Genomic DNA, 20,678 nt, shown 5'->3' on the forward strand with positions numbered 1-20,678 from the left:
CAGGCCATGACTGCTCCCTTCCCGTCCGCCGCGGCCGCGCTCCCGCCGCCCCCCGTACCCGCTACCCCCGGCGCCCGCGCCCTCACGCCCGTCTCCCGCGTCCTGCGGCTGTGCCTGCACGCGCTGCTCTTCGGCCTGCTCGCCCTCGCCGCCGGGCGGGCCGTCGCCGACTCCGCGCCGCGCGCGGGCTGGGTGGTCGCGGTCTGCGCGGTGCTGGCCGCCGTGTACCTCGCGGGCGTACGGACCCCCGCGGTGCACAGCTCGGCGCGCGCCGGGGCGGTGTGGCTGGCCGCCCTGGTCGCGGCCTGGGCGGCGCTGCTCGTGGTCTCGCCCGACGGGCTGTGGATCGCCTTCCCGCTGTACTTCCTGGAACTGCACCTGCTGCGGCTGCGCTGGGGCGTGACGGCCGTCGCGGTGACCGCCTGCGCGGCGATCGCCGGGTTCGTGGGACACCTCGGCCTCGCGGACGGCGGCGCGGTGACCCCGGGCGCGGTCCTCGGGCCGCTGCTCGGCGGGGCCGTGGCGGTGGCGACGGTACTGGGCTACCAGGCGCTGTACCGGGAGAGCGAGCGGCGCCGCGAGCTGATCGAGGAGCTCATCACCACCCGGGCGGAACTGGCCGCGGCCGAGCGGAGCGCCGGGATCCTGGCGGAGCGGGAGCGGCTGGCCCGGGAGATCCACGACACCCTGGCGCAGGGCCTGTCCTCCATCCAGCTCCTCCTGCGGGCCGCGGAGCGCAGCCTGCCCGAGGGCTCCGCGGCCCTTCCGCACATCGGGCGGGCCCGGGAGGCCGCCCAGGAGAACCTCGCCGAGGCACGGCGCTTCGTACGGGCCCTGACGCCTCCGGACCTGGAGCACGGGTCGCTGCCGGCCGCGCTGGAGCGATTGTGCTCGGGGGCGCCGGGCCCCCGGGTCCGCTTCTCCCTGAGCGGCACCGCCCGCCCGCTCCCGACCCCCTACGAGGTGGCGCTGCTGCGGATCGCGCAGTCGGCGCTGGCCAATGTGGTGCGGCACGCGGGGGCCGGGCGCGCCGAGATCACCCTGACCTTCATGGACTCCTCCGTGACCCTCGACATCGTCGACGACGGCAAGGGCTTCGACCCCTGCGCGGCCTCCTCCGCCCCCTCGGGCGAGGGCGGCTTCGGCCTGCCGGCGATGCGCTCGCGGGCCGAAACCCTCAGCGGCCTGTTCACGGTCGAATCCGCCCCCGGCCAGGGCACCGCCGTGGCCGTCACCCTTCCCCTGCCCGCGGAGGCCCTGTCATGACGATCCGGCTGCTCCTCGCCGACGACCACCCGGTGGTACGGGCCGGGCTGCGCGCGGTCCTGGACACCGAGCCGGACTTCGAGGTGGTGGCGGAGGCGGCGACGGCGGAGCGGGCGGTGGAGCTGGCCGGTTCGGCGGGGGTCGACGTGGTCCTGATGGACCTCCAGTTCGGCCCCGGCGGCGGCATGCACGGCTCGGCGGCCACGGCCCTGATCACGGCCGGGTCCCCGTCCCCGCGGGTACTGGTGCTGACCACGTACGACACGGACGCGGACATCCTGGCGGCGGTGGAGGCCGGCGCCTCGGGCTACCTCCTCAAGGACGCCCCGCCGGAGGAACTGGCGGCCGCGGTCCGCACCGCGGCGGCCGGCCAGTCGGCGCTGGCCCCGGCAGTGGCGCTGCGCCTGATGGACCGCATGCGGACCCCGGCGGAGGCCCTGACCAAGCGCGAACTGGAGGTCCTCCAGCTCGTCGCGGACGGCCTGTCGAACCAGCAGATCTCCAAACAGCTCTTCCTGAGCCAGGCCACGGTCAAATCCCACCTGGTCCACATCTACGCGAAACTGGGCGTCGACTCCCGCACCTCGGCAGTGGCCACGGCTGCCACCCGCCGCCTGATCCGCACGCCGTAGGGTTCTCAGCCCGGCGGCGGCCACATCCAGCCCGCCGGCGTTTGAGGACCGGGGTCTGGGGCGGAGCCCCAGCAGGGTCCGGGCAACGCCCGGGGAACGGAGGAAGGGCGGGTAGGGGACGCTCGCCCCGCAGGGCCCCACCCGACCGCACCCCGGGCCGGGGGCCAGGGGCCCGCTCAGACGGCGGCGCCCCTACGCCACCCAGTACGGCCGCTCCACCGCCGAAGGCAGCGGCACGCCCCCGTGGAAGGCCTCCGCCAGCCTCCGTACCCCCTCGTCGAGCCGCTCCGCCGCCAGCGTGTACGGGATCCGCAGCCGGTGCTCGAAGGTTCCGGGGTCCACCCCGAACCGCGCGCCGCGCCCGATGTTGACCCCGGCCGCCGCCGCCCGGTCCGCCAGAGCGGAGCTGACCGGCTCCCCGAGGTCCACCCAGAGCGAGAGCCCGCCCGGCGCCACCTGCCAGGACCACTCCGGCGTGTGCCGCTCCAGCGAGGCGATCAGCGCCGCGCGCTGCCCGCGCAGCCGCTCCAGGCGCTCGGGCAGCGTCCGCTCCAGCCCCGCCAGCAGCGGCAGCGCCACCAGCTGGTCCAGGACGGAGCCGGTCATGTCGGCCGCGACCCGGACCGCCGTCAGCTCCGTGATCATCTTGGCGGTGGCCCGGATCCACCCGACCCGCAGCCCGCCCCAGTGGGTCTTGCTCAGCGAGCCGATGGTCACGACGTGATCGGCTCCGCCCTTCGGCGCGATCGACGCCAGCGGCGCGGGCGCCGGCACGTCGAGCGCGATGTCGGCGATGGTCTCGTCGACCACGAGCCAGGTCCCGGTCCGCCGGGTCGCCGCCAGCAGCCGCAGCCGCTGCTCCGCCGGCATCAGCGCGCCCGTCGGGTTGTGGAAGTCGGGGATCACGTACGCGAGCCTCGGCACGGTCTGGCGCAGCGCGGACTCGGCGATCTCCAGGTCCCAGCCCGCGTCGGAGACGGCGATCGACCCGGTGCGCAGCCGCGCGTGGCGCAGCGCGTCGAGGGCGTTGGCGTAGGTCGGGTTCTCGGTCATCACCCGGTCCCCGGGCCGGCACAGCAGGCTCACCACCAGCGCGAACGCCTGCTGCGCGCCCGCCGTCACGAGGATCTGCTCCGGTCGGGTCGCCAGTCCCCTCCGGGTGAACCGCTGGGCGACGGCGGTCCGCAGGTCGGGCAGGCCGAAGGGGTGGTAGCCGGGGCTGCGGGCGAACGCCGGGAGCCGGGGAGCGGCCCAGGCCACCGCGTCGGAGAGGCTGTCCTCGGGGGCGCCCATGGCGGCGATGGCCAGGTCGATGCCGGGGTCGCCGTCGGTGTGGTAGCCGCCGGCGCCGACTATGGCGTGCGCGCCGACCGGGCGGTGGCCTTCGGGAAGCTCGGTCCAGGTCCCGGAACCGCGGCGGCTGCGGACGTAGCCGCTCTCGCGCAGGAGGTCGTAGGCGCCGGTGACGGTGGCCCGGCTGGCGCCGACCGCCTCGGCGAGCTCGCGTTCGGCGGGCAGCCGCACGTGCAGGGCGATGCGGCCGTCGAGGATCAGGGTGCGGACGGCGTCGGCCAGGGCCCGGTAGCCGGGGCGGGCCAGGACCTCCGCCGGGAGCAGCGCCGCGAGCTGGCGGCTGCTGATCATTCTGTCCGCCGTCTGGACCACTCGCCCGTTTGCCATGCCAACCTCCCCTGATTGGCTCTGCCTACCAGGCCAATCTGGGTCCAGACTCGCTGCATTGGCCGCCGATTGGCAAGGAGATGCCGCAATGTTGACCGACCGTGACGAACGGGCCCTGCTCACCGCCGCCGAGAACCGGATCGCCGAGCCCCTGCGCGTGGGGGCGGCGCTGGCCGCCGTACGGCGCCTCCTGCGGCGCGAGCGAGAATCGGTGACATGTCACCCCACAGCAGCACTCCAGACGAGCGCGAGCACCAGCGGCAGCACCGGCAGCCCGCGGCGGCAGCCGACCGCTCCGCTCCCCCGGTGATCGCCGGCCTGCTCCTCGCGGCCGGCGGCGGCCGGCGCCTCGGCGGCCGCCCGAAGGCCCTGCTGACCTACCGGGGCCGCCCGCTGGTGGAGAACGCCGTACGGGTCCTGCGCGAGGCGGGCTGCGGCCCGCTGCACGTGGTGCTCGGCGCCTCGGCGGCCGAGGTGCGCGAGCGCGCCGACCTGAGCGGCTGCGTGGTGACCGACAACCCGGACTGGGCCGAGGGCATGGGCTCCTCCCTGCGGATCGGCCTCGCCTCGCTGGCCGGTACGGGCGCCCGCGCGGCCTTGGTCTCCCTCGTGGACCAGCCCGGCATCGGCCCGGAGGCGGTGGCCCGGGTCCGGGCCGCCTACCGGTCCCCCGCGAGCCTGGTGGCGGCGGCCTACGACGGCGAGCGCGGGCACCCGGTGCTCTTCGGGGCGGACCGCTGGCCGGACATCGTGGCGACGGCCACGGGCGACAAGGGCGCGCGGGTGCACCTGTCGGCGCACGCGGCGGAACTCACGCTGGTCGAGTGCGGTGACATCGCGGAGGCCTTCGACATCGACACCCCTCCCGACCTGGCACGACTGGCCTGAGCGGGCTGTGACCGCGATGGCACTGAGGGCCACGAGGAACCGGCCGTGAAGCGGAATCTGTCGACTCAGAGAATCTCGACATCAACAAACCATTGAACTTCCACCATGAGGAAATTACTATCCACTGGTCAGAAGCGCCCTGAACCCCCAGACGGCGCCCGCGACCGTATCCCGGAACTCTCCACACCCGACGGCACTGCGTGCCGTCCAGCGCGAGCATTCCCCGCGGCCGCCAGGCACCGCCGCTGAAGGAGTGACAGATATGTCCGCACCAGCGCCGTCATCGCTGGCCATCGTCGCCGCCGAGCCCCTGCCCCGGCAGGACGAGGTCCTCACCGAAGCGGCCCTCGCCTTCGTGGCCGAGCTCCACCGGCGGTTCGCCCCGCGCCGCGCCGAGCTGCTCGCCCGCCGCTCCGTGCGCCGCGCCGAGATCGCCCGTACTTCCACGCTCGACTTCCTCTCGGACACCGCACAGGTCCGCGAGGGCGACTGGAAGGTGGCGCCGGCTCCGGCCGCGCTGAACGACCGCCGTGTGGAGATCACCGGTCCCACCGACCGCAAGATGACCATCAACGCCCTGAACTCGGGCGCCAGGGTCTGGCTCGCCGACTTCGAGGACGCCTCGGCTCCCACGTGGGAGAACGTGGTCCTCGGCCAGCTCAATCTCATCGACGCCTACGAGCGCCGCATCGACTTCACCGACGCCCGCACGGGCAAGGCGTACGCCCTCAAGCCCGCCGAGGAGCTCGCCACCGTCGTGATGCGCCCCCGCGGCTGGCACCTGGAGGAGCGCCACCTGCAGTTCGAGGGCGGCCCGGCCTCCGGCTCGCTCGTGGACTTCGGCCTGTACTTCTTCCACAACGCCAAGCGCCTCATCGCGCTCGGCAAGGGGCCGTACTTCTACCTGCCGAAGACCGAGTCCCACCTGGAGGCGCGCCTCTGGAACGAGATCTTCGTCTTCGCCCAGGACTACGTCGGCATCCCGCAGGGCACCGTCCGCGCAACGGTCCTGATCGAGACGATCACGGCCGCGTACGAGATGGACGAGATCCTCTTCGAGCTGCGCGACCACGCGGCGGGCCTGAACGCCGGCCGCTGGGACTACCTCTTCTCCATCGTGAAGAACTTCCGTGACGGCGGCGAGAAGTTCGTCCTGCCGGACCGCAACGCGGTGACGATGACGGCGCCCTTCATGCGGGCGTACACCGAGCTCCTCGTCAAGACCTGCCACAAGCGCGGCGCGCACGCCATCGGCGGCATGGCGGCCTTCATCCCGTCCCGCAAGGACGCCGAGGTCAACAAGGTCGCATTCGAGAAGGTCAAGGCCGACAAGGACCGCGAGGCCGGCGACGGGTTCGACGGTTCCTGGGTCGCCCACCCCGACCTGGTCCCGATCGCGATGGCCTCCTTCGACGCCGTCCTGGGCGAGAAGCCCAACCAGAAGGACCGCCTCCGCGAGGACGTCTCCGTCGCGGCCGGCGAGCTCATCGCGATCGACTCGCTCGACGCGAAGCCCACGTACGACGGCCTGCGCAACGCCGTCCAGGTCGGCATCCGCTACATCGAGGCCTGGCTGCGGGGCCTCGGCGCCGTCGGCATCTTCGGCCTGATGGAGGACGCCGCCACCGCCGAGATCTCGCGCTCGCAGATCTGGCAGTGGATCAACGCCGGCGTCGTCTTCGAGAACGGCAAGCTCGCCACCGCCGACCTCGCCCGCGAGGTCGCGGCCGCCGAACTCGCCGCGATCCGCGCCGAGGTCGGCGAGGAGGCTTTCGCCTCCGGCAAGTGGCAGCAGGCCCACGACCTCCTCCTCCAGGTCTCCCTGGACGCCGACTACGCGGACTTCCTCACCCTCCCCGCGTACGACCAGCTCATCGGCTAGCACCCCGTCTTCGGCTGAAACGCACAGCAGCCGAAAGCCCCCGACAGCGCCCCCGAAGCCTTCCGGCTCCGGGGGCGCTGTTGTGCCTCCGACCGGTTCCCGCCGAACGACCGATCGGTTGTTACTTGTTCGTAACTTGCCTGTACCTAGCGGTAACAACGCGCGGGATGGCACCTTTCCGATTGCCACCGGCCGGCGGTAACCCCCACTTACCCAGCCATGCGACGGAGTTGTTCCTGGCTCCCGCATGGCCGACCGCAGGAGTTCCGCAGTGATCGGATTCCGCAACGACAGCATGGACCGGGCCCGTCGGGTGCGACGACTGGCCGGGATCGGGATGGCGGTGCCGCTCGTCGCCGGGGCCCTGGTCGCCGGAGGGGCCGGGACGGCCGTGGCCGGCCCGGGGAACGGGCCCACCGCCGTGGTCTCCCTCGGGGACAGCTACATCTCCGGGGAGGCCGGACGCTGGAAGGGCAACAGCCTGACCAACAGCGGGAACCGGACCGGGACCGACCGGGCCTGGGTCAGCGGCAGCAGCTACGACCCCGGCAAGGTCTACGGGGCCACCGCCGGCGGCTGCCACCGGTCGGACTCCGCCGAGGTGAAGAGCGCCGGGGCCATCGCCGACGTCGCCATCAACCTGGCCTGCTCCGGAGCCGTCTCGCAGAACGTGTTCCGCGCCTCCAACGGAGGCGTCGCCTTCAAGGGCGAGGCCCCGCAGGCCGATCAGCTCGCCGCCGTGGCCGCGAGCAACGACGTCAAGGTCATCGCGCTGTCCATCGGCGGCAACGACCTCGGCTTCGCCGACATCATCAAGGAGTGCGCGTACGACTTCGTGCTCTGGAACTCCTACTGCTACGACGATCAGCAGTGGGGCGTGGACCAGAAGATCGACGGGGTCATGGCCGACGTGGGCAAGTCCGTGGACGAGGTGCGCGCCGTCATGCGCGGCGCCGGGTACGCCGACTCCTCGTACCGGCTCGTGCTGCAGTCCTACCCGTCGCCGATCCCGCGCGGCGCGGAGAACCGGTACACGCAGAGCGACTGGAGCCGGCTCAACACCGGCGGCTGTCCCTTCTGGAACAGGGACTCGGACTGGGCGCGGGACTCGCTCGTGCCGCAGATCGCCGGACGGCTCAAGGCGGTCGCCGCCGCCAAGGGCGCGCAATTCCTGGACCTCAAGGACATGATGCAGGGGCGCGAGGTCTGCGCGAAGGCGAGCAAGCAGGTGACCACCGCGGCGCCGGCCTCGGCGAAGACCAGCGAGTGGGCCCGCTGGATCGACAGCAGCGAGACGCAGGGTCTGGTCCAGGAGTCCATGCACCCGAACTACTTCGGGCAGCTCGCGGCCGGGCGCTGCCTCGCACTGGTCGTGGCACAGCCCGCGGGCAGCGGGTTCGGCTGCAAGAACACCGCCGGGGGCGACCAGAGCGGGATGTACCTGACCCCGGCCCCGTAGGTCCGTAGGTCCATAGCTCCGTAGGTCCATAGCTCCGTAGCGCTGTAGTACTGATCCGCCGCGGCCTGGTCTTTCCGGCCTCGCCGCGGCGGGAGTGCGGTACTACCCGGACTCGTTGAGGACGGACAGGATGTTGCCCGCCGGGTCCTTGAACCAGGCGATGGACGGCATTCCGCGTTCGGTGGAGCGGACGACGCCCCTGTCGTCGGCCTCGAACCCTTCGTACCGCTCGAAGCGGACGCCCCGCGCGGTGAGTTCGTCGACCGCCTTGTCGATGTCGTCGACGGGGAAATTGAGAATCGTGAAGCTCGCGGCCTCGTGGTTCTCCTTCGGATACACCAGCACCTTGGTGCCGCCCGCGAGGTGCAGCTGCAGGACCGGCATCTCCTCTTCCTCGGTGACGCGAAGCCCGAGCGTGCCGCCGTAGAACTCCTTCGCCCTCCCGAGGTCGTCGACCGAGAAGCCGCCATAGGCCTTGCTGTCCGCAAACATCGCCACTCCCTCGATCCGTCGCACGCACCCCTGCTCCCATGTTCCTCCTGGGCCCGGCGGTCGTCGACCGGGAAATCGGGTGATCGTCACGCGGCGGACTGGCATGCTCTCGCGCATGACAGTCCGCGGCGCGCGTCCCAGTCTCTACATCTCCGTCGACATCGAGGCCGACGGGCCCATCCCCGGCCCGTACTCGATGATCAGCTTCGGGGCCGCCGTGGCGGGGCGGCAGGACGGGGCTTCGTATACGGCCGCCGATCCGGAACAGGACACCTTCTACCGGGAGTTGCGCCCCATCAGCGAGGCGTACGTACCGGAGGCCCTCGCCGTCAGCGGGCTGGACCGGGAGCGGCTGCTCCGCGAGGGGGCCGAACCGGCCGTCGCCATGGCGGAGTTCCGCGCATGGGTGCGGGAGGTCTCGTCCGGGGCCCAGCCGGTGATGTGCGCGTACCCGGCCTCCTTCGACTGGACCTTCCTGTACTGGTACTTCATGAGCTTCGGCGGCGAGAGCCCCTTCGGACACTCGGGCTGCCTGGACATGAAGACCCTGTACGCGGTCAAGGCCCGGGTACCGCTCCGCGCGGCCGTCAAGGGGCGCATGCCGCGCGAGCTGCTCTCCCGCCGGCCGCACACCCATCACGCGCTGGACGACGCGGTCGAGCAGGCCGAGCTGATGAGCAACCTGATGGCGTGGGTGCAGCCCGTCCCGCCGGCGTGACCGGACTCCCCGGCCGGAGCCACACGGTGGCGCCCGCTCAGCCCGTCGGCTCCGCCGGTCCCGTCAGCCCTGTCAGCTCTGTCAGCTCCCTCAGCTCCGTCAGCAGTTCGCGCAGGGGCGTCCGGGCTCCGGAGGTGTAGGCCGCGCGGAAGGCCTGCGGGGTGAGGCGGGTGCGGACCGTGTGCTGGACACCCGGCGCCCGGGCCGCGTGCGGCCGGGTGCGGGAGACCGCGCCGAGGAGGCGGGCGGCTTCGGCGTAGCGGCCCTGGTCCGCCTCCAGTTCGGCGAGGAGTTCCACCGAGAAGACCTGCCCGAGCGTGTCGTCCAGCGCGAACTGGGTCCGCAGCGCGCTGAGCAGTTCGGTACGGGCTGCCGCCGGGCGGCCCTCGTGGCGCTGCACCAGGGCACGGGCGTAGCTCACCCAGGAGCCGGCCCACGGATCGGCCGTGCCGTCCGGCGGGCGGTCCTCGACCGGGACCGAGGCCGGGTCCGTACGGGCGGCCGCCAGGGTCTGCGCGGCCCGCAGCGCTTCCCTGCCGGGGCCGAACTCGGGATGCGCCGGCAGGAGTTCCAGGCCGTCCCGGTACTCCGCCGCGGCTTCCTCGTACCGGTCCTCCCACAGCGCGATCGTCCCGCGCAGGTGCGCGAGGTAGGCGAGGCAGGCGTCCTCCCCCTCGTGCACGGCCTCGGTCCACGCCTCCACCAGCAGCGGGTCGGCGGCGTCCGCCTCTCCGAAGGCGGCGACCAGCCACGCCGCGAGCCACAGCGCCCGGGCGGGCCGGGGCGCGGGGTGTACGGCCAGGGCCCGTTCCACGTGCCGGCGCCCCTCCGACGCCATCCCGCACGCGGACCACAGGAACCACAGGGACACCGCGATCTCCAGGGCGGCGCCCGGCCCCCCGGCGGCCAGCGGGTTCATCGCCGCGCGCAGGTCGGGGAGTTCCCGCAGGGCGAGGGCGCGCGCCTCCCGCTGCGCGCCGGCGCGTCACAGCTGCGCGGCCCGCTCCGCCACCACCCGGCAGCGCTCCCGGTGGCGCCGTGCCGTCGTCGCGCCGTCGCCCGCGGCTCCGTGCGCGAGCCGCCGGGCCGCGTAGGCCCGTACGGACAGGGGCAGCCGGTAGCGGCCCGGCCCGGCGTCCGCGAGCAGGCCCGGGGCCAGCCGGAGCAGTGCCTCGACGGCGGTGTCCGGGGAGAGCGCCCCGAAACCGCACACCTCGGCGACGGCCGTCCGGTCGAAGGAGCCCGCGAACACCGAGAGCCGCTCCCAGAGCAGCCGTTCGGCGGGCGAGGCAAGCCTCAGCGAGCGTTCCGCGTCGACCCGGGTGCTGCGGCCGGCGCCGCCGGCGAGGAAGCCCAGGGGGTCGGAGCCGAGTCTGCGGAGCGCCTGCGCGGGGGCGTACTGGTGCGAGCGCCCCGCCGCGAGCTCCAGGGCGCCCGGGATCCCGTCGAGCGCCCGGCACAGCGCGGCCACGGCGCCCGCATTGCGGTCGGTCAGCTCGAAGAAGGGGTCGGCGCCGCGCGCCCGCTCCTCGAAGAGCCGTACGGCCGCGTAGCCGGCGACGTCGGCCACCGGGAACCGCCGGACGGGGTCGGGTGCGGCCTGCCCCGGCAGGACCGACGGCGCCGCGGGCAGCGGCTGCACGGAGGGCGCGGTCGGCACCGACAGCGGCGGTACGGCGAGCACCGCTTCCCCGGAGATCCGCAGCCGTCGCTGCGAGGTGGCCAGAATCCGCAGCCCCGGCAGGCGCCGCAGCAGCTCGGCGGCGAGCCCCGCGCCGGCCTCCCCGAGCTGTTCGCAGCCGTCGAGCACGAGCAGCGCGTCGCGCCCCGCGAGGCGGTCGGCCAGGTCCGCTCCGAGACCGTCCCAGCACCGCTCGGGCAGGGCGCCGAGCTCCGCCCATACGGCGTCCAGACCGTCCCGGGCGCCCAGTGTGCGCACGGTGCGCACCGCGAGCCGGGTCTTGCCGATGCCGGCCGGTCCGGTGAGCGTGACCAGGCGTTCGGTGGCGAGCAGCGAGGCGAGGGCGGAGAGCTCCCGCTCCCGCCCGATGAAGCTCGACAACTCGGCGGGCACCGCCTGCCGCACGCCCGAGCCGGCCTCCCCCACACATCCTCCCGCCATGTCCGACACGTCCAGACCGTCACGTGGTCAACAGTTGAACGCACAAAGAGAGATGATCGGCTGATAATCCCGTTGTCCCGTCACCGACCGGGAGAACCACCAAGGGGAGGGTATGAACTCGGCCATTTCCGCCATCGACGACACGGACCGGGCACTCGTCCACGCACTCCAGCTCGCACCCCGCGCGAGCTGGGAACTGCTGGGTCCGGTCCTCGGCGCGCGGCCGGACACCCTGGCGCGCCGCTGGGAGCGGCTGACCGAATCCGGCGAGGCCTGGCTGAGCGGACTCGGGTTGCGCACCGGCGTCACGAAGCCCTGTATGGCGTGGGTGGAGGTCACCTGCACCGCGGGCACCTCGCCTTCGGTGGGGGACATTCTCGTGGCGGATCCGCACGCCCTGGGGGTCGAGCACACCACCGGGAGCCGGGACCTGCTCGTCTTCGTGGCCGTACCCGACCTGCCCACGCTGTACTCCTACCTGTCCTCCCGGGTCCAGCGGATACCGGGCGTGGTCGGCACCCGCACCTCGATGGTGACGGCGGTGCACTACGCCCCCGACCGCTGGCGCCTGGACCAGCTCACGCCGGCCCAGATCGGCCTGCTGACCAACCGGACCCGGCGGCCGGCGGCGGCCGGCGGCCCGGACCGGCCGGCGGTGGCGCCGCTCCAGGAGGAGGACCGGCCGCTGGTCCTCGCCCTGGCCTCGGACGCGCGGCGCAGCGTTGCCTCGCTGGCCCGGGAGTTCGGGATGAGCGAGTCGACCGTACGGCGCCGGCTGGCGCGGCTGGAGGGCGGACTGAGCCTGCGCTACAGCTGCGCGCTGGCCTCCGGGCTGTCGGGCTGGCCGGTGTCGGCGACGCTGTGGGCGGAGGCCTCCGAGTTCGAGCTCGCCGACTGCGCGGCGGTGGCCGCGGGGCTGCGCGAGACCCGTATCTGCATGTCCGTCAGCGGTCCCTGGAACTTCATGATCAGCGCCAGGCTGCGCACGGTGGAGGACCTCTCCCGCTACACGGCGGAGCTCACCCGACGGCTGCCGGGCCTGCGCATCACGGACTCCGCGGTGGCCCTGCAGGTCCGCAAGTCGGAGGCCCAGGAACTGGACCGGCGCGGCCACCGGGTGCGCACGGTCTCCCCGGACATCTGGTCGGATCCGGACGTGGGCAGTTCCTGCCCCGGCGGCGTGTGAGCTGCTTCAAGGGTTCGGGTTACCGGTTACCCGCAGGGCCAGTTCCAGCCCCGCCGGCGTGTGAGGCGCGGGGTCCGGGGCGGAGCCCCGGGGACCTGGGCCGGAGCCCGCCCGCGCCGTCACCCGCCGTCCCCACCGGCCCGGTGCCCGCGCCGAAGACGCGTACGGCGGTGCGGACGCCAACCCCGCAGTGGGTGACGTACGCACCGCCGTATCCCGCGCACGGGCCGGGCACGGCCCGGTCAGTGCAACACCGGCCGGGCACGGCCCGGTCAGTGCACCAGCACCGGATCCGGGGCGACCGAGGCCGATCCCTTCTTGGCGCCGAGGTGGTTGAAGGCCAGGTTCAGCAGGATGGCCACGACGCAGCCGGTGCTGATGCCGGAGTCGAGGACGACCAGCAGGTCCTCGGGGAAGGCGTGGTAGAAGCCGGGGGCCGCGATCGGGATCAGGCCGATGCCGAGGGAGGCGGCGACGATCAGGGCGTTCTCGCCCTTCTCCATGGCCGCGCCGGCCAGGGTCTGGATGCCGCTGGCGGCCACCGAACCGAAGAGGACGATGCCCGCGCCGCCGAGGACCGGCAGCGGTACGACTCCGATGACGGAGGCGGCGATCGGACACAGGCCCAGCAGGATCAGGATGCCGCCGCCGGCCGCGACCACGAACCGGCTGCGGACTTTGGTCATGGCGACCAGGCCGATGTTCTGCGCGAAGGCACTGCACATGAAGCCGTTGAACAGCGGGCTGAGCGCGCTGCCCAGGGTGTCGGCGCGCAGGCCGCCCTCAATGGTCTTCGCGTCCGCCGGGCGGCCCACGATCTTGCCCAGCGCGAGGATGTCGGCGGTGGACTCGGTCATGCACACGAGCATCACGATGCACATGGAGATGATCGCGGCGACCTGGAACTGCGGGGCCCCGAAGTGGAACGGGGTCGGGAAGCCGACGAGATCGGCGTTCGCGACGGCGTCGAAGTTCGTCATGCCCAGCGGCAGCGCTATGAGCGTGCCGACGACCAGGCCGAGGAGGATGGAGATCTGCTGGAGGAAGCCTCGCAGGAACTTGCGCATCAACAGGACGATCGCGAGGGTGGCGGCGGCCATGGCGATGTTCTTCATCGAGCCGTAGTCGGTGGCGGTGCTGTTGCCGCCCTGGGACCAGTTGAAGGCCACGGGGAGCAGTGAGACGCCGATCAGGGTGATGACCGTACCGGTGACGACCGGTGGGAAGAACCGGACCAGTTTGCCGAAGTACGGGGCGGCGAAGTAGCCGAGGATTCCGGCGACGATGATCGCGCCGAAGATGATCGGGATGGCGTTGTCGCCCTCCCCCTTTCCGATGGCGATCATCGGGGTCACACCGGCGAAGGAAACGCCGTTCACGAAGGGGAGTTTGGCGCCGATCTTCCAGAACCCGAGGGTCTGGAGGAGGGTGGCGAGCCCTGCGGTGAAGAGCGAGGCGCCCATCAGGAAGGCGGTCTCGGTGGCGGAGAGGCCCACGGCCGGGCCGACGATCATGGGCGGGGCGACTACACCCGCGTACATGGCGGCTACGTGCTGGAGACCGCTGGTGAACATTTTCAGTGGGGGCAAGGTCTCGTCGACCGGGTGCTTCTCCCCTGAGCTGCCTGCGACCGAGTCGCCTGCGGCCTGCGGTACTGCGACTGCGTCTTTGCGAAACCTGGGCGCCTGGGCCACGGCTTCCTCCGAACTGTTTAACACGTCGGCAGGGACGTGATGTGTCTGGGAGGTGGTGCGAAAGCTGTGCGAGTCGAGCTGTATGGAGTTGTGGGTGCTGCGCATGCTTGTCCCAAGGAGCGCGGAAACGATTCGCCCGAGGCGTTTCCACGCGGTTCGGCCCGAGGGCCGCGGGTGCGGAAGTCAAAAATGAGCCGGCGGTGCCGTGGCAGTGGCGCGGTTCACGAGCTGCGGGACACGTGGCACGGGTCACCGCCCCCGGGGCGCCCCAGGAAAAATCCTCGGGCGCTACCCGGGAACAGCTGCCGCGGACCCCGCTCGGGTCCGCGGCCGCCGGCCGGGGGCCGTCCCCCCCGGCCGGACTCCGTGGGATCAGGCCTGCGCGGAGATCCGCGCGAGGCGCTGGGCCTCTTCCCGCGTGGACACGGCGATGGCGTCCTCGTCGGCGAAGAGGAGACGGTTGTTCTCGACGATCTGCTTGCCGTTGACGAACGACGCGGTGACCGGGGCCGCCGCACCGAAGACCAGCGCGGTGACCGGGTCGGCGATCGAAGAGTGCAGGAGGGTGTTCAGGTTCCAGAGCACCAGGTCGGCGCACTTGCCGACCTCCAGCGAACCGATGTTCGAGGCGCGGCCGAGGACCTGGGCGCCACCGAACGTACCGAGGCGCAGGGCCTGGCGGGCGTTCAGGGCGCGCTCGCGGTGGACCGGGTTCAGACGGTTGATCAGCAGCGCGTTGCGCAGCTCGGTGTGCAGCTCACCGGACTCGTTCGAGGCGGTGCCGTCCACGCCGAGGCCGACCGGGACACCGGCGGCGAGCATGTCCGGGACGCGGGCGATGCCGGCGGCCAGACGGGCGTTGGAGGACGGGCAGTGCGCGACACCGGTCTTGGTACGGGCGAACGCGGCGATGTCGGAGTCGTTCATGTGGACGCTGTGCGCCATCCACACGTCCTCGCCGAGCCAGCCGGTCGACTCGAAGTAGTCGGTGGGGCCCATGCCGAACAGTTCCTTGCAGAACTGCTCTTCCTCGACGGTCTCCGAGCCGTGCGTGTGCATGCGCACACCCAGGCGGCGGGCCATCTCGGCGCCCTGCTTCAGCAGCTCGGTGGAGACGGAGAAGGGGGAGCACGGGGCGACGGCGACCTGGGTCATCGCGTCGAAGGAGGCGTCGTGGTGCTTCTTCACGGTCGCCTCGGTGTCCGCGAGGGCACCTTCGAGGGTCTCGACCGCGTGGTCCGGCGGCAGGCCGCCGTCCTTCTCGCTGCGGTCCATCGAACCGCGGGCGAGGGTGAAGCGGACGCCCATCTCGGACGCGGCGCGGATGATCGACCCGGAGAGGTCGCCCGAACCCTTGGGGAAGACGTAGTGGTGGTCCATCGCGGTGGTGACGCCACCCTTGGCCATCGCGGCGAGGGAGCCCTGCGCGGCCGTGTACGTCATCTGCTCGTCGATGCGCGCCCACGTCGGGTACAGCGCGACCAGCCAGTTGAAGAGGTTGTGGTCGGTGGCCAGGCCACGCGTGATCCACTGGTAGAAGTGGTGGTGCGTGTTGACCAGACCGGGGGTCACGAGGTGCCCGGTGCCGTCGATGCGGCGGACGACGTTCTCGAGGTTCTCGGGGGCCTTGCCCGCGCCGACGAACTCGATCTTGTTACCGGCGAGCACCACGTGACCCGAGGCGTACTCGGTGTCGTTGGCGTCGACGGTCGCAATCGCACAGTTTTCGATGACGATGCGCTCTACGGCGCTGTCATTGGCTGCCGATGCTGCCATGGGACTTCCTCGTGCTTTCAGTGGCGGTGCGGGCACGGCAAAACCCAGGGGATTTGAGTGCCGGAGCCGGGGGCCTTGACAGCTGACAGTACTGCCGCCCCGTGTGGTGCGTCCGGGTGCCGATTCAGGAAGTTCTAAGTGTTGAAAGTGCTGACAGGTGTCGCGCCGCCCCGGGGCCACTGCGGAGCCCCGGGACGCGCGTGCCACATCAGAGGTTGGTCATGTCCACGGGGATGCGGGCGTCCACGCCGTCGCGCAGGACCGTCGCCTCGATCAGACCGTACGGGCGGTCCGCGGCGAAGTAGACCTCGTTGTCGTTCTTGAGACCGAAGGGCTCGAGGTCGACGAGGAAGTGGTGCTTGTTCGGGAGCGAGAAGCGAACCTCGTCGATCTCCGAACGGTGGTTGATGATGCGCGAACCCATCTGGTACAGGGTCTGCTGCAGCGACAGGGAGTACGTCTCCGCGAAGGCCTGGAGCATGTGCTTCCGGGTCTCGGCGTAGGACTTCTCCCAGTTGGGCATCCGCTGCTCGTCATCCGACCAGGCGAAGCGCCAGCGAGCCGAAACCTGGGTCGCCAGGATGCGGTCGTAGGCCTCCTTCAGGGTCGTGTACTTGTCCTTCACGTAACCCCAGAACTCGGAGTTCGTGGAGTTCATGACGACCAGGTCCTTGAGGCCGGAGATGACCTCCCAGTTCTTGCCGTCGTACGTGATCTGGGTGACGCGGGTCTCCATGCCCTCGCGGACGAAGGAGTGGTTCACCTCGTCGGAGCCGATGAACTTGGAGTTCGCGTCCGAGGTCGCGATCCGGGACCAGGAGTACTCCTCGATCCGGATGCGGGCCTTCTGGATCGGCTCCTGGCTGTTGACGAACCAGCGCGCCAGGTGGATGCCGAACTGCTCGGCGGACTCGATGCCGTACTCCTTGGCGAACGCGTACACCGTGTTCTTGGTGGTGTCCGTCGGCAGGACGTTGGCGTTCGAGCCGGAGTAGTGCACGTCGTCCATGTCGCCCGAGAGGGCGACCGAGACGTTCAGGTCCTTGATGTGGTGGGTGTCGCCGTCCCGCGTGATCTTGACTACGCGGTTCTCTGCTTTGCCGTACTGGTTCTGGCCCAGAATGGTGGCCATGTGCTAGCTCCCTCGGTAAACGGAGTAGCCGAACGGGTTGAGCAGCAGCGGTACGTGATAGTGCTCGCCCGGGTTCACCGCGAAGGTGATGGTGACCTCGGGGAAGAACGCACCGCTGTCCCTTACGCGGGGGGCGTCCTGCTGTGCCTCGGCGGCTTGCTTCTTGGAACGGTGCTTACTCACGAAATACGTCTCGGTCTGGAAGTCGAGGCGCACGTGGGTGGTGCCCTCCGGCAGCGCCGGCAGGTCCTTGCAGCGCCCGTCGGCATCGGTGGCGGATCCGCCCAGGGCCGCCCACTCGCCGTCGAGGCCCGTGCGGGCCGACAGGGAGATCGCGACGCCTTCGGCGGGCTTTCCGATGCTGGTGTCCAGGATGTGCGTGGACACCGACGCGGTGGTCTCAGTGCTCATGCTCGGTCTTACTCTCCTTCTACGGATTCCACGAGGCGGGTCAGGCGAATCCGGTTGATCTTGACGAGCTCGCCACGAGCGATTTCCCGCTCCTGTTCCGGCGAGTTCTCGATCCGGACCTTGACCGCGTCCCGCATGAACTCACCGGTCGCACCGGTGGCGCAGATGAGGAAGACGTGGCCGAACTTGTCCTGGTAGGCCAGGTTCAGTTCGAGGAGCTCGGTCTTGAGCTCCTCCGAGGCACCGGCCATGCCACGCTGTTCGCGGGCGGAGGTCGGGTCTCCCGGCTTCGGCCGGCCGATCGGCGCGTGTCCGCCCATCGCCTCGCCCAAGTCCTCCGCGGTGAGCTCGGCCATGGCGGCCTCGTTCGCGGAGAACAGGGTTTCGACGCTGGTGAAGGGGCGCTGGGCGAGCAGCTTGCTGCCCCATGCCGAGCTGGCACACACCTCGTGCAGCTCGGCCGTGGCCGCGCTGTCGTCCAAGGCGTTGAACCGGGTGAGACCCGGGGTCGGACTCGAAGTCACGGTAGGCCTCCGTGGCCTGTTGTTGCTTTGACGGGCTGCGCATAGCTAACGCCCTCGACAACACGGCGTCAACACTTTGTTGAAACTTCCCGTACACAAAAGCCGCCGCCCGGGTGAATTGGGCGGCGGCTCGTCACGGTGGGTCAATCAGGATTCACTCTTGGTTGGTCGCGGCGGACCCTTTGGGAGTGCTCGAGTCCCGGTTCAGGTAGTTGTAGACCGTGAAGCGGCTGACGCCCAGGGCTCCCGCGACCGTTTCCACACCGTGCCGGACCGAGAAGGCGCCGCGCGCCTCCAGTATCCGTACGACGTCCTGCTTGGACTTCCGGTCGAGCTGGGACAACGGTACGCCGTGCCGGCGCTCCAGCGCCGCCAGGATGTGGTCCAGCGAGTCCGAGAGCTGCGGAAGTCGCACGGCGAGCAGGTCCTGACCCTCCCAGGCGAGCACGACGTCGTCGGGCTGGGCCAGGGACGGATCCATCAGCTCGCCTCCCATCGCGTCCACCAGCGGCTTGACCGCGGCGACGAAGGGGTGGTCCCGGGGCTCGGTCATGGCGTGTCCTCCCCGATCACATTGACCTGCAGCGAGACGCGCGTGGCTCCGGCCTCCAGGGAGTCGCGCAGCAGCGCGGTGACCGCGGTCAGCACCGCTTCGGACTCCCCCTCGGCCGTATTGCCGAACGGGCCGACGTCCACCGCGTCCAGCTGGGCCGTCTGGATGACCTCGCGAGCGGCTACGGCATGGGCGGGGGCCTCTTCTAGATCGAAGGGCTCGGTCGTGAACTCCACTCTCAATCGCACGCCGCTCAAGCTACCTGGCAGTCCGGACTTTTCGGGAGGCGGCACTTGACAAGCAGGCCGCCCTGCTTGCAGTCTTCCATCAGGCAGAAACTAACTTCCGCAATACGGAAGGAGCGCACACCCCTCATGGGATACACGGACCAGCGCTTCGATGTAAATCTTTCGATCCTCTTCACGGAACTCCCGCTCCTGGAGCGTCCCGCGGCCGCCGCCGCAGCGGGCTTCACGGCGGTCGAGCTGTGGTGGCCCTGGATCGAGACCCCCACCCCCGCTCAGGAGGAGCTCGACGCCCTCAAGACCGCTCTTGAGGACGCCGGCACCCAGCTGGTGGGCCTGAACTTCTACGCCGGCCAGCTGCCGGGGCCCGACCGCGGTGCGGTATCGGTTCCCGGTGAGGAGTCGGAGCGCTTCAACGCCAACATCAACGTGGCTGCGGACTTCGCCGCCTCGGTCGGCTGCAAGGCGCTGAACGCCCTGTACGGCAACCGCGTCGAAGGCGTGGACCCGGCCGTTCAGGACGAGCTCGCGCTGAAGAACCTGGTCGTGGCGGCTCAGGCCGCGGACCGCGTCGGCGCGATCCTCCTGATCGAGACCCTCAACAAGCCCGAGTCGCCGCTCTACCCCCTGGTGAGCGCCCCGGCCGGCATCGAGGTAGTGGACAAGGTGAACGAGGCCACCGGGTTCGGGAACGCCAAGTTCCTGCTCGACCTGTACCACCTGGCGATGAACGATGAGGACCTCTCCGAGGTCATCGAAAAGTACGCCGCCAAGACCGGACACGTCCAGATCGCGGACAAGCCCGGCCGCGGTGCCCCCGGCACCGGCGAGCTGCCCCTCGAAGAACTGCTCGACCAGCTCCAGAAGGCCGGCTACCAGGGCTTTGTCGGTCTCGAGTACAAGGCCGCCGACGCCGCCGCCTCCTTCGCGTGGCTGCCCGCCGAGGCCCGCGCCGCGAAGTAGGCGGAAAAGTCCGGGCGAACAGCCAGGCACCTGACGAACTTTTCGTACGAAGCATTAAGAGAAGGACCCTCATCATGAGCAACCTCCCCAACATTGCGTGGATCGGTCTCGGAATCATGGGCTCCCCCATGGCCGAGAACCTCCTGAAGGCCGGCTACTCGGTCACCGGCTTCACGCTGGAGCAGGACAAGCTGGACCGCCTGGCCGCGGCCGGTGGCGCTGTCGCCGGCTCGATCGCCGACGCGGTCAAGGACGCCGACGTGATCATCACGATGGTGCCCGCCTCCCCGCAGGTCGAGGCCATCTCCTACGGTGAGAACGGCATCCTCGAGAACGCCAAGTCCGGCGCGCTGATCATCGACATGTCGTCGATCACCCCGCAGACCTCGATCGACCTGGCGAAGAACGCCGCCGCCAAGGGCATCCGCGTCATCGACGCCCCGGTGTCCGGTGGCGAGGCCGGTGCCATCGAGGCCGTCCTGTCGATCATGGTGGGTGGCGACCAGGCCGACTTCGACGAGGCCCTGCCGGTCCTCGAGGCCCTCGGCAAGGTCATCGTCCTGTGTGGCCCGCACGGCTCCGGCCAGACGGTGAAGGCCGCCAACCAGCTCATCGTCGCGGTGAACATCCAGGCGTGCGCCGAGGCCGTCGTCTTCCTCGAGAAGTCGGGCGTGAACCTCGAAGCCGCTCTGGACGTGCTCAACGGCGGTCTGGCCGGCTCCACGGTCCTGACCCGCAAGAAGGCCAACTTCCTGAACCGCGACTTCAAGCCCGGCTTCCGGATCGACCTGCACCACAAGGACATGGGCATCGTCACCGACGCCGCCCGCAACGTCGGTGCGGCCCTCCCGGTCGGCGCGGTCGTCGCCCAGCTGGTCGCCTCGCTGCGCGCCCAGGGTGACGGTGGCCTGGACCACTCCGCGCTGCTGCGCGCGGTCGAGCGCCTCTCCGGCGCCCAGATCTGAGCTCCGCTCGGACAGGCGGCCCGCTCACCGGGCCGCCACCCGCCCCGCTAGCGGGGCCCTGAGTTTCCGGATGGTGCCGGTGCTGACACC

General features: G+C 71.1%; 20 protein-coding genes. 9 read left to right on the forward strand and 11 right to left on the reverse strand.

Annotated features, from left to right (window positions below; genetic code table 11):
* The first annotated feature begins 6 nt into the window (after positions 1-6).
* Together AC6CKD_RS26890 and AC6CKD_RS26895 are read left to right on the forward strand one after the other, a co-directional pair.
* Positions 7-1,266, forward strand: a complete 1,260-nt coding sequence (locus AC6CKD_RS26890) for a sensor histidine kinase (RefSeq protein WP_498330645.1) — start codon at positions 7-9, stop codon at positions 1,264-1,266.
* Positions 1,263-1,898 (forward strand): response regulator, encoded by a 636-nt coding sequence (locus AC6CKD_RS26895; RefSeq protein WP_243339143.1) that lies wholly within the window; start codon positions 1,263-1,265, stop codon positions 1,896-1,898. The genes AC6CKD_RS26890 and AC6CKD_RS26895 overlap by 4 nt, the downstream gene beginning before the upstream one ends.
* Positions 1,899-2,090: 192 nt before the next feature.
* On the opposite strand, the gene yczR is transcribed toward AC6CKD_RS26895, so the two are convergent.
* Complete coding sequence (gene yczR, locus AC6CKD_RS26900; RefSeq protein WP_498330647.1) at positions 2,091-3,578, reverse strand: MocR-like transcription factor YczR; 1,488 nt, start codon at positions 3,576-3,578, stop codon at positions 2,091-2,093.
* Between the two features lie 216 nt (positions 3,579-3,794).
* Between yczR and AC6CKD_RS26905 the strand changes: the two genes are divergently transcribed.
* The 3 genes from AC6CKD_RS26905 (at position 3,795) to AC6CKD_RS26915 (ending at position 7,807) form a co-directional block, all read left to right on the forward strand.
* The gene (locus AC6CKD_RS26905) at positions 3,795-4,466 is read left to right on the forward strand and encodes a nucleotidyltransferase family protein (RefSeq protein WP_498330649.1); all 672 of its coding nucleotides are present in this window, start codon (positions 3,795-3,797) and stop codon (positions 4,464-4,466) included.
* Between the two features lie 262 nt (positions 4,467-4,728).
* Positions 4,729-6,348: a malate synthase A gene (aceB, locus tag AC6CKD_RS26910; protein WP_498330650.1), complete on the forward strand. Its 1,620-nt coding sequence runs from the start codon at positions 4,729-4,731 to the stop codon at positions 6,346-6,348.
* A gap of 271 nt (positions 6,349-6,619) precedes the next feature.
* A complete protein-coding gene (locus AC6CKD_RS26915) occupies positions 6,620-7,807 on the forward strand; it encodes an SGNH/GDSL hydrolase family protein (RefSeq protein WP_498330651.1) in 1,188 nt (395 codons plus the stop codon).
* 102 nt (positions 7,808-7,909) lie between these two features.
* Here the strand turns inward: AC6CKD_RS26915 and AC6CKD_RS26920 are convergent, their stop codons facing one another.
* A complete protein-coding gene (locus AC6CKD_RS26920) occupies positions 7,910-8,299 on the reverse strand; it encodes a VOC family protein (RefSeq protein ID WP_498330653.1) in 390 nt (129 codons plus the stop codon).
* Between the two features lie 115 nt (positions 8,300-8,414).
* Between AC6CKD_RS26920 and AC6CKD_RS26925 the strand changes: the two genes are divergently transcribed.
* Entirely contained in the window at positions 8,415-9,017 is a 603-nt protein-coding gene (locus AC6CKD_RS26925; protein ID WP_498330655.1) for a 3'-5' exonuclease, read from the forward strand.
* Positions 9,018-9,054: 37 nt separating this feature from the next.
* On the opposite strand, the gene AC6CKD_RS26930 is transcribed toward AC6CKD_RS26925, so the two are convergent.
* Positions 9,055-9,936, reverse strand: coding sequence for a hypothetical protein (locus AC6CKD_RS26930; RefSeq protein ID WP_498330657.1), 882 nt, complete (start codon positions 9,934-9,936; stop codon positions 9,055-9,057).
* Between the two features lie 66 nt (positions 9,937-10,002).
* A complete protein-coding gene (locus tag AC6CKD_RS26935) occupies positions 10,003-11,148 on the reverse strand; it encodes an ATP-binding protein (RefSeq protein ID WP_498330658.1) in 1,146 nt (381 codons plus the stop codon).
* Positions 11,149-11,251: 103 nt separating this feature from the next.
* Between AC6CKD_RS26935 and AC6CKD_RS26940 the strand changes: the two genes are divergently transcribed.
* A complete protein-coding gene (locus tag AC6CKD_RS26940; protein ID WP_498330659.1) occupies positions 11,252-12,325 on the forward strand; it encodes an Lrp/AsnC family transcriptional regulator in 1,074 nt (357 codons plus the stop codon).
* Positions 12,326-12,597: 272 nt separating this feature from the next.
* Here the strand turns inward: AC6CKD_RS26940 and AC6CKD_RS26945 are convergent, their stop codons facing one another.
* The 7 genes from AC6CKD_RS26945 to AC6CKD_RS26975 all read right to left on the reverse strand — a co-directional run bounded on the left by AC6CKD_RS26945 (position 12,598) and on the right by AC6CKD_RS26975 (position 18,663).
* The gene (locus tag AC6CKD_RS26945) at positions 12,598-14,019 is read right to left on the reverse strand and encodes a nucleobase:cation symporter-2 family protein (RefSeq protein ID WP_498330786.1); all 1,422 of its coding nucleotides are present in this window, start codon (positions 14,017-14,019) and stop codon (positions 12,598-12,600) included.
* Positions 14,020-14,391: 372 nt separating this feature from the next.
* On the reverse strand, positions 14,392-15,795 hold the full coding sequence (locus tag AC6CKD_RS26950) for an 8-oxoguanine deaminase (RefSeq protein WP_498330660.1): 1,404 nt from the start codon (positions 15,793-15,795) through the stop codon (positions 14,392-14,394).
* A gap of 208 nt (positions 15,796-16,003) precedes the next feature.
* Entirely contained in the window at positions 16,004-16,927 is a 924-nt protein-coding gene (gene pucL / locus AC6CKD_RS26955; protein WP_327255912.1) for a factor-independent urate hydroxylase, read from the reverse strand.
* A gap of 3 nt (positions 16,928-16,930) precedes the next feature.
* Positions 16,931-17,338, reverse strand: a complete 408-nt coding sequence (gene uraH / locus AC6CKD_RS26960) for a hydroxyisourate hydrolase (protein ID WP_498330661.1) — start codon at positions 17,336-17,338, stop codon at positions 16,931-16,933.
* Between the two features lie 8 nt (positions 17,339-17,346).
* On the reverse strand, positions 17,347-17,862 hold the full coding sequence (uraD, locus tag AC6CKD_RS26965) for a 2-oxo-4-hydroxy-4-carboxy-5-ureidoimidazoline decarboxylase (RefSeq protein WP_389699372.1): 516 nt from the start codon (positions 17,860-17,862) through the stop codon (positions 17,347-17,349).
* 154 nt (positions 17,863-18,016) lie between these two features.
* Entirely contained in the window at positions 18,017-18,415 is a 399-nt protein-coding gene (locus AC6CKD_RS26970) for a helix-turn-helix domain-containing protein (protein ID WP_478690747.1), read from the reverse strand.
* The gene (locus AC6CKD_RS26975) at positions 18,412-18,663 is read right to left on the reverse strand and encodes a YkoF family thiamine-binding protein (RefSeq protein ID WP_498330662.1); all 252 of its coding nucleotides are present in this window, start codon (positions 18,661-18,663) and stop codon (positions 18,412-18,414) included. Before AC6CKD_RS26975 ends, AC6CKD_RS26970 begins: the two co-directional genes overlap by 4 nt.
* A 126-nt stretch (positions 18,664-18,789) precedes the next feature.
* Between AC6CKD_RS26975 and AC6CKD_RS26980 the strand changes: the two genes are divergently transcribed.
* A complete protein-coding gene (locus tag AC6CKD_RS26980; RefSeq protein WP_498330664.1) occupies positions 18,790-19,623 on the forward strand; it encodes a TIM barrel protein in 834 nt (277 codons plus the stop codon).
* Positions 19,624-19,697: 74 nt separating this feature from the next.
* Positions 19,698-20,588 carry a 2-hydroxy-3-oxopropionate reductase gene (locus AC6CKD_RS26985; RefSeq protein WP_498330665.1) on the forward strand — a complete coding sequence of 297 codons (891 nt, stop codon included), beginning with the start codon at positions 19,698-19,700 and terminating at the stop codon, positions 20,586-20,588.
* Positions 20,589-20,678 lie beyond the last annotated feature (90 nt).

The organism is Streptomyces sp. GQ60, assembly GCF_059758875.1.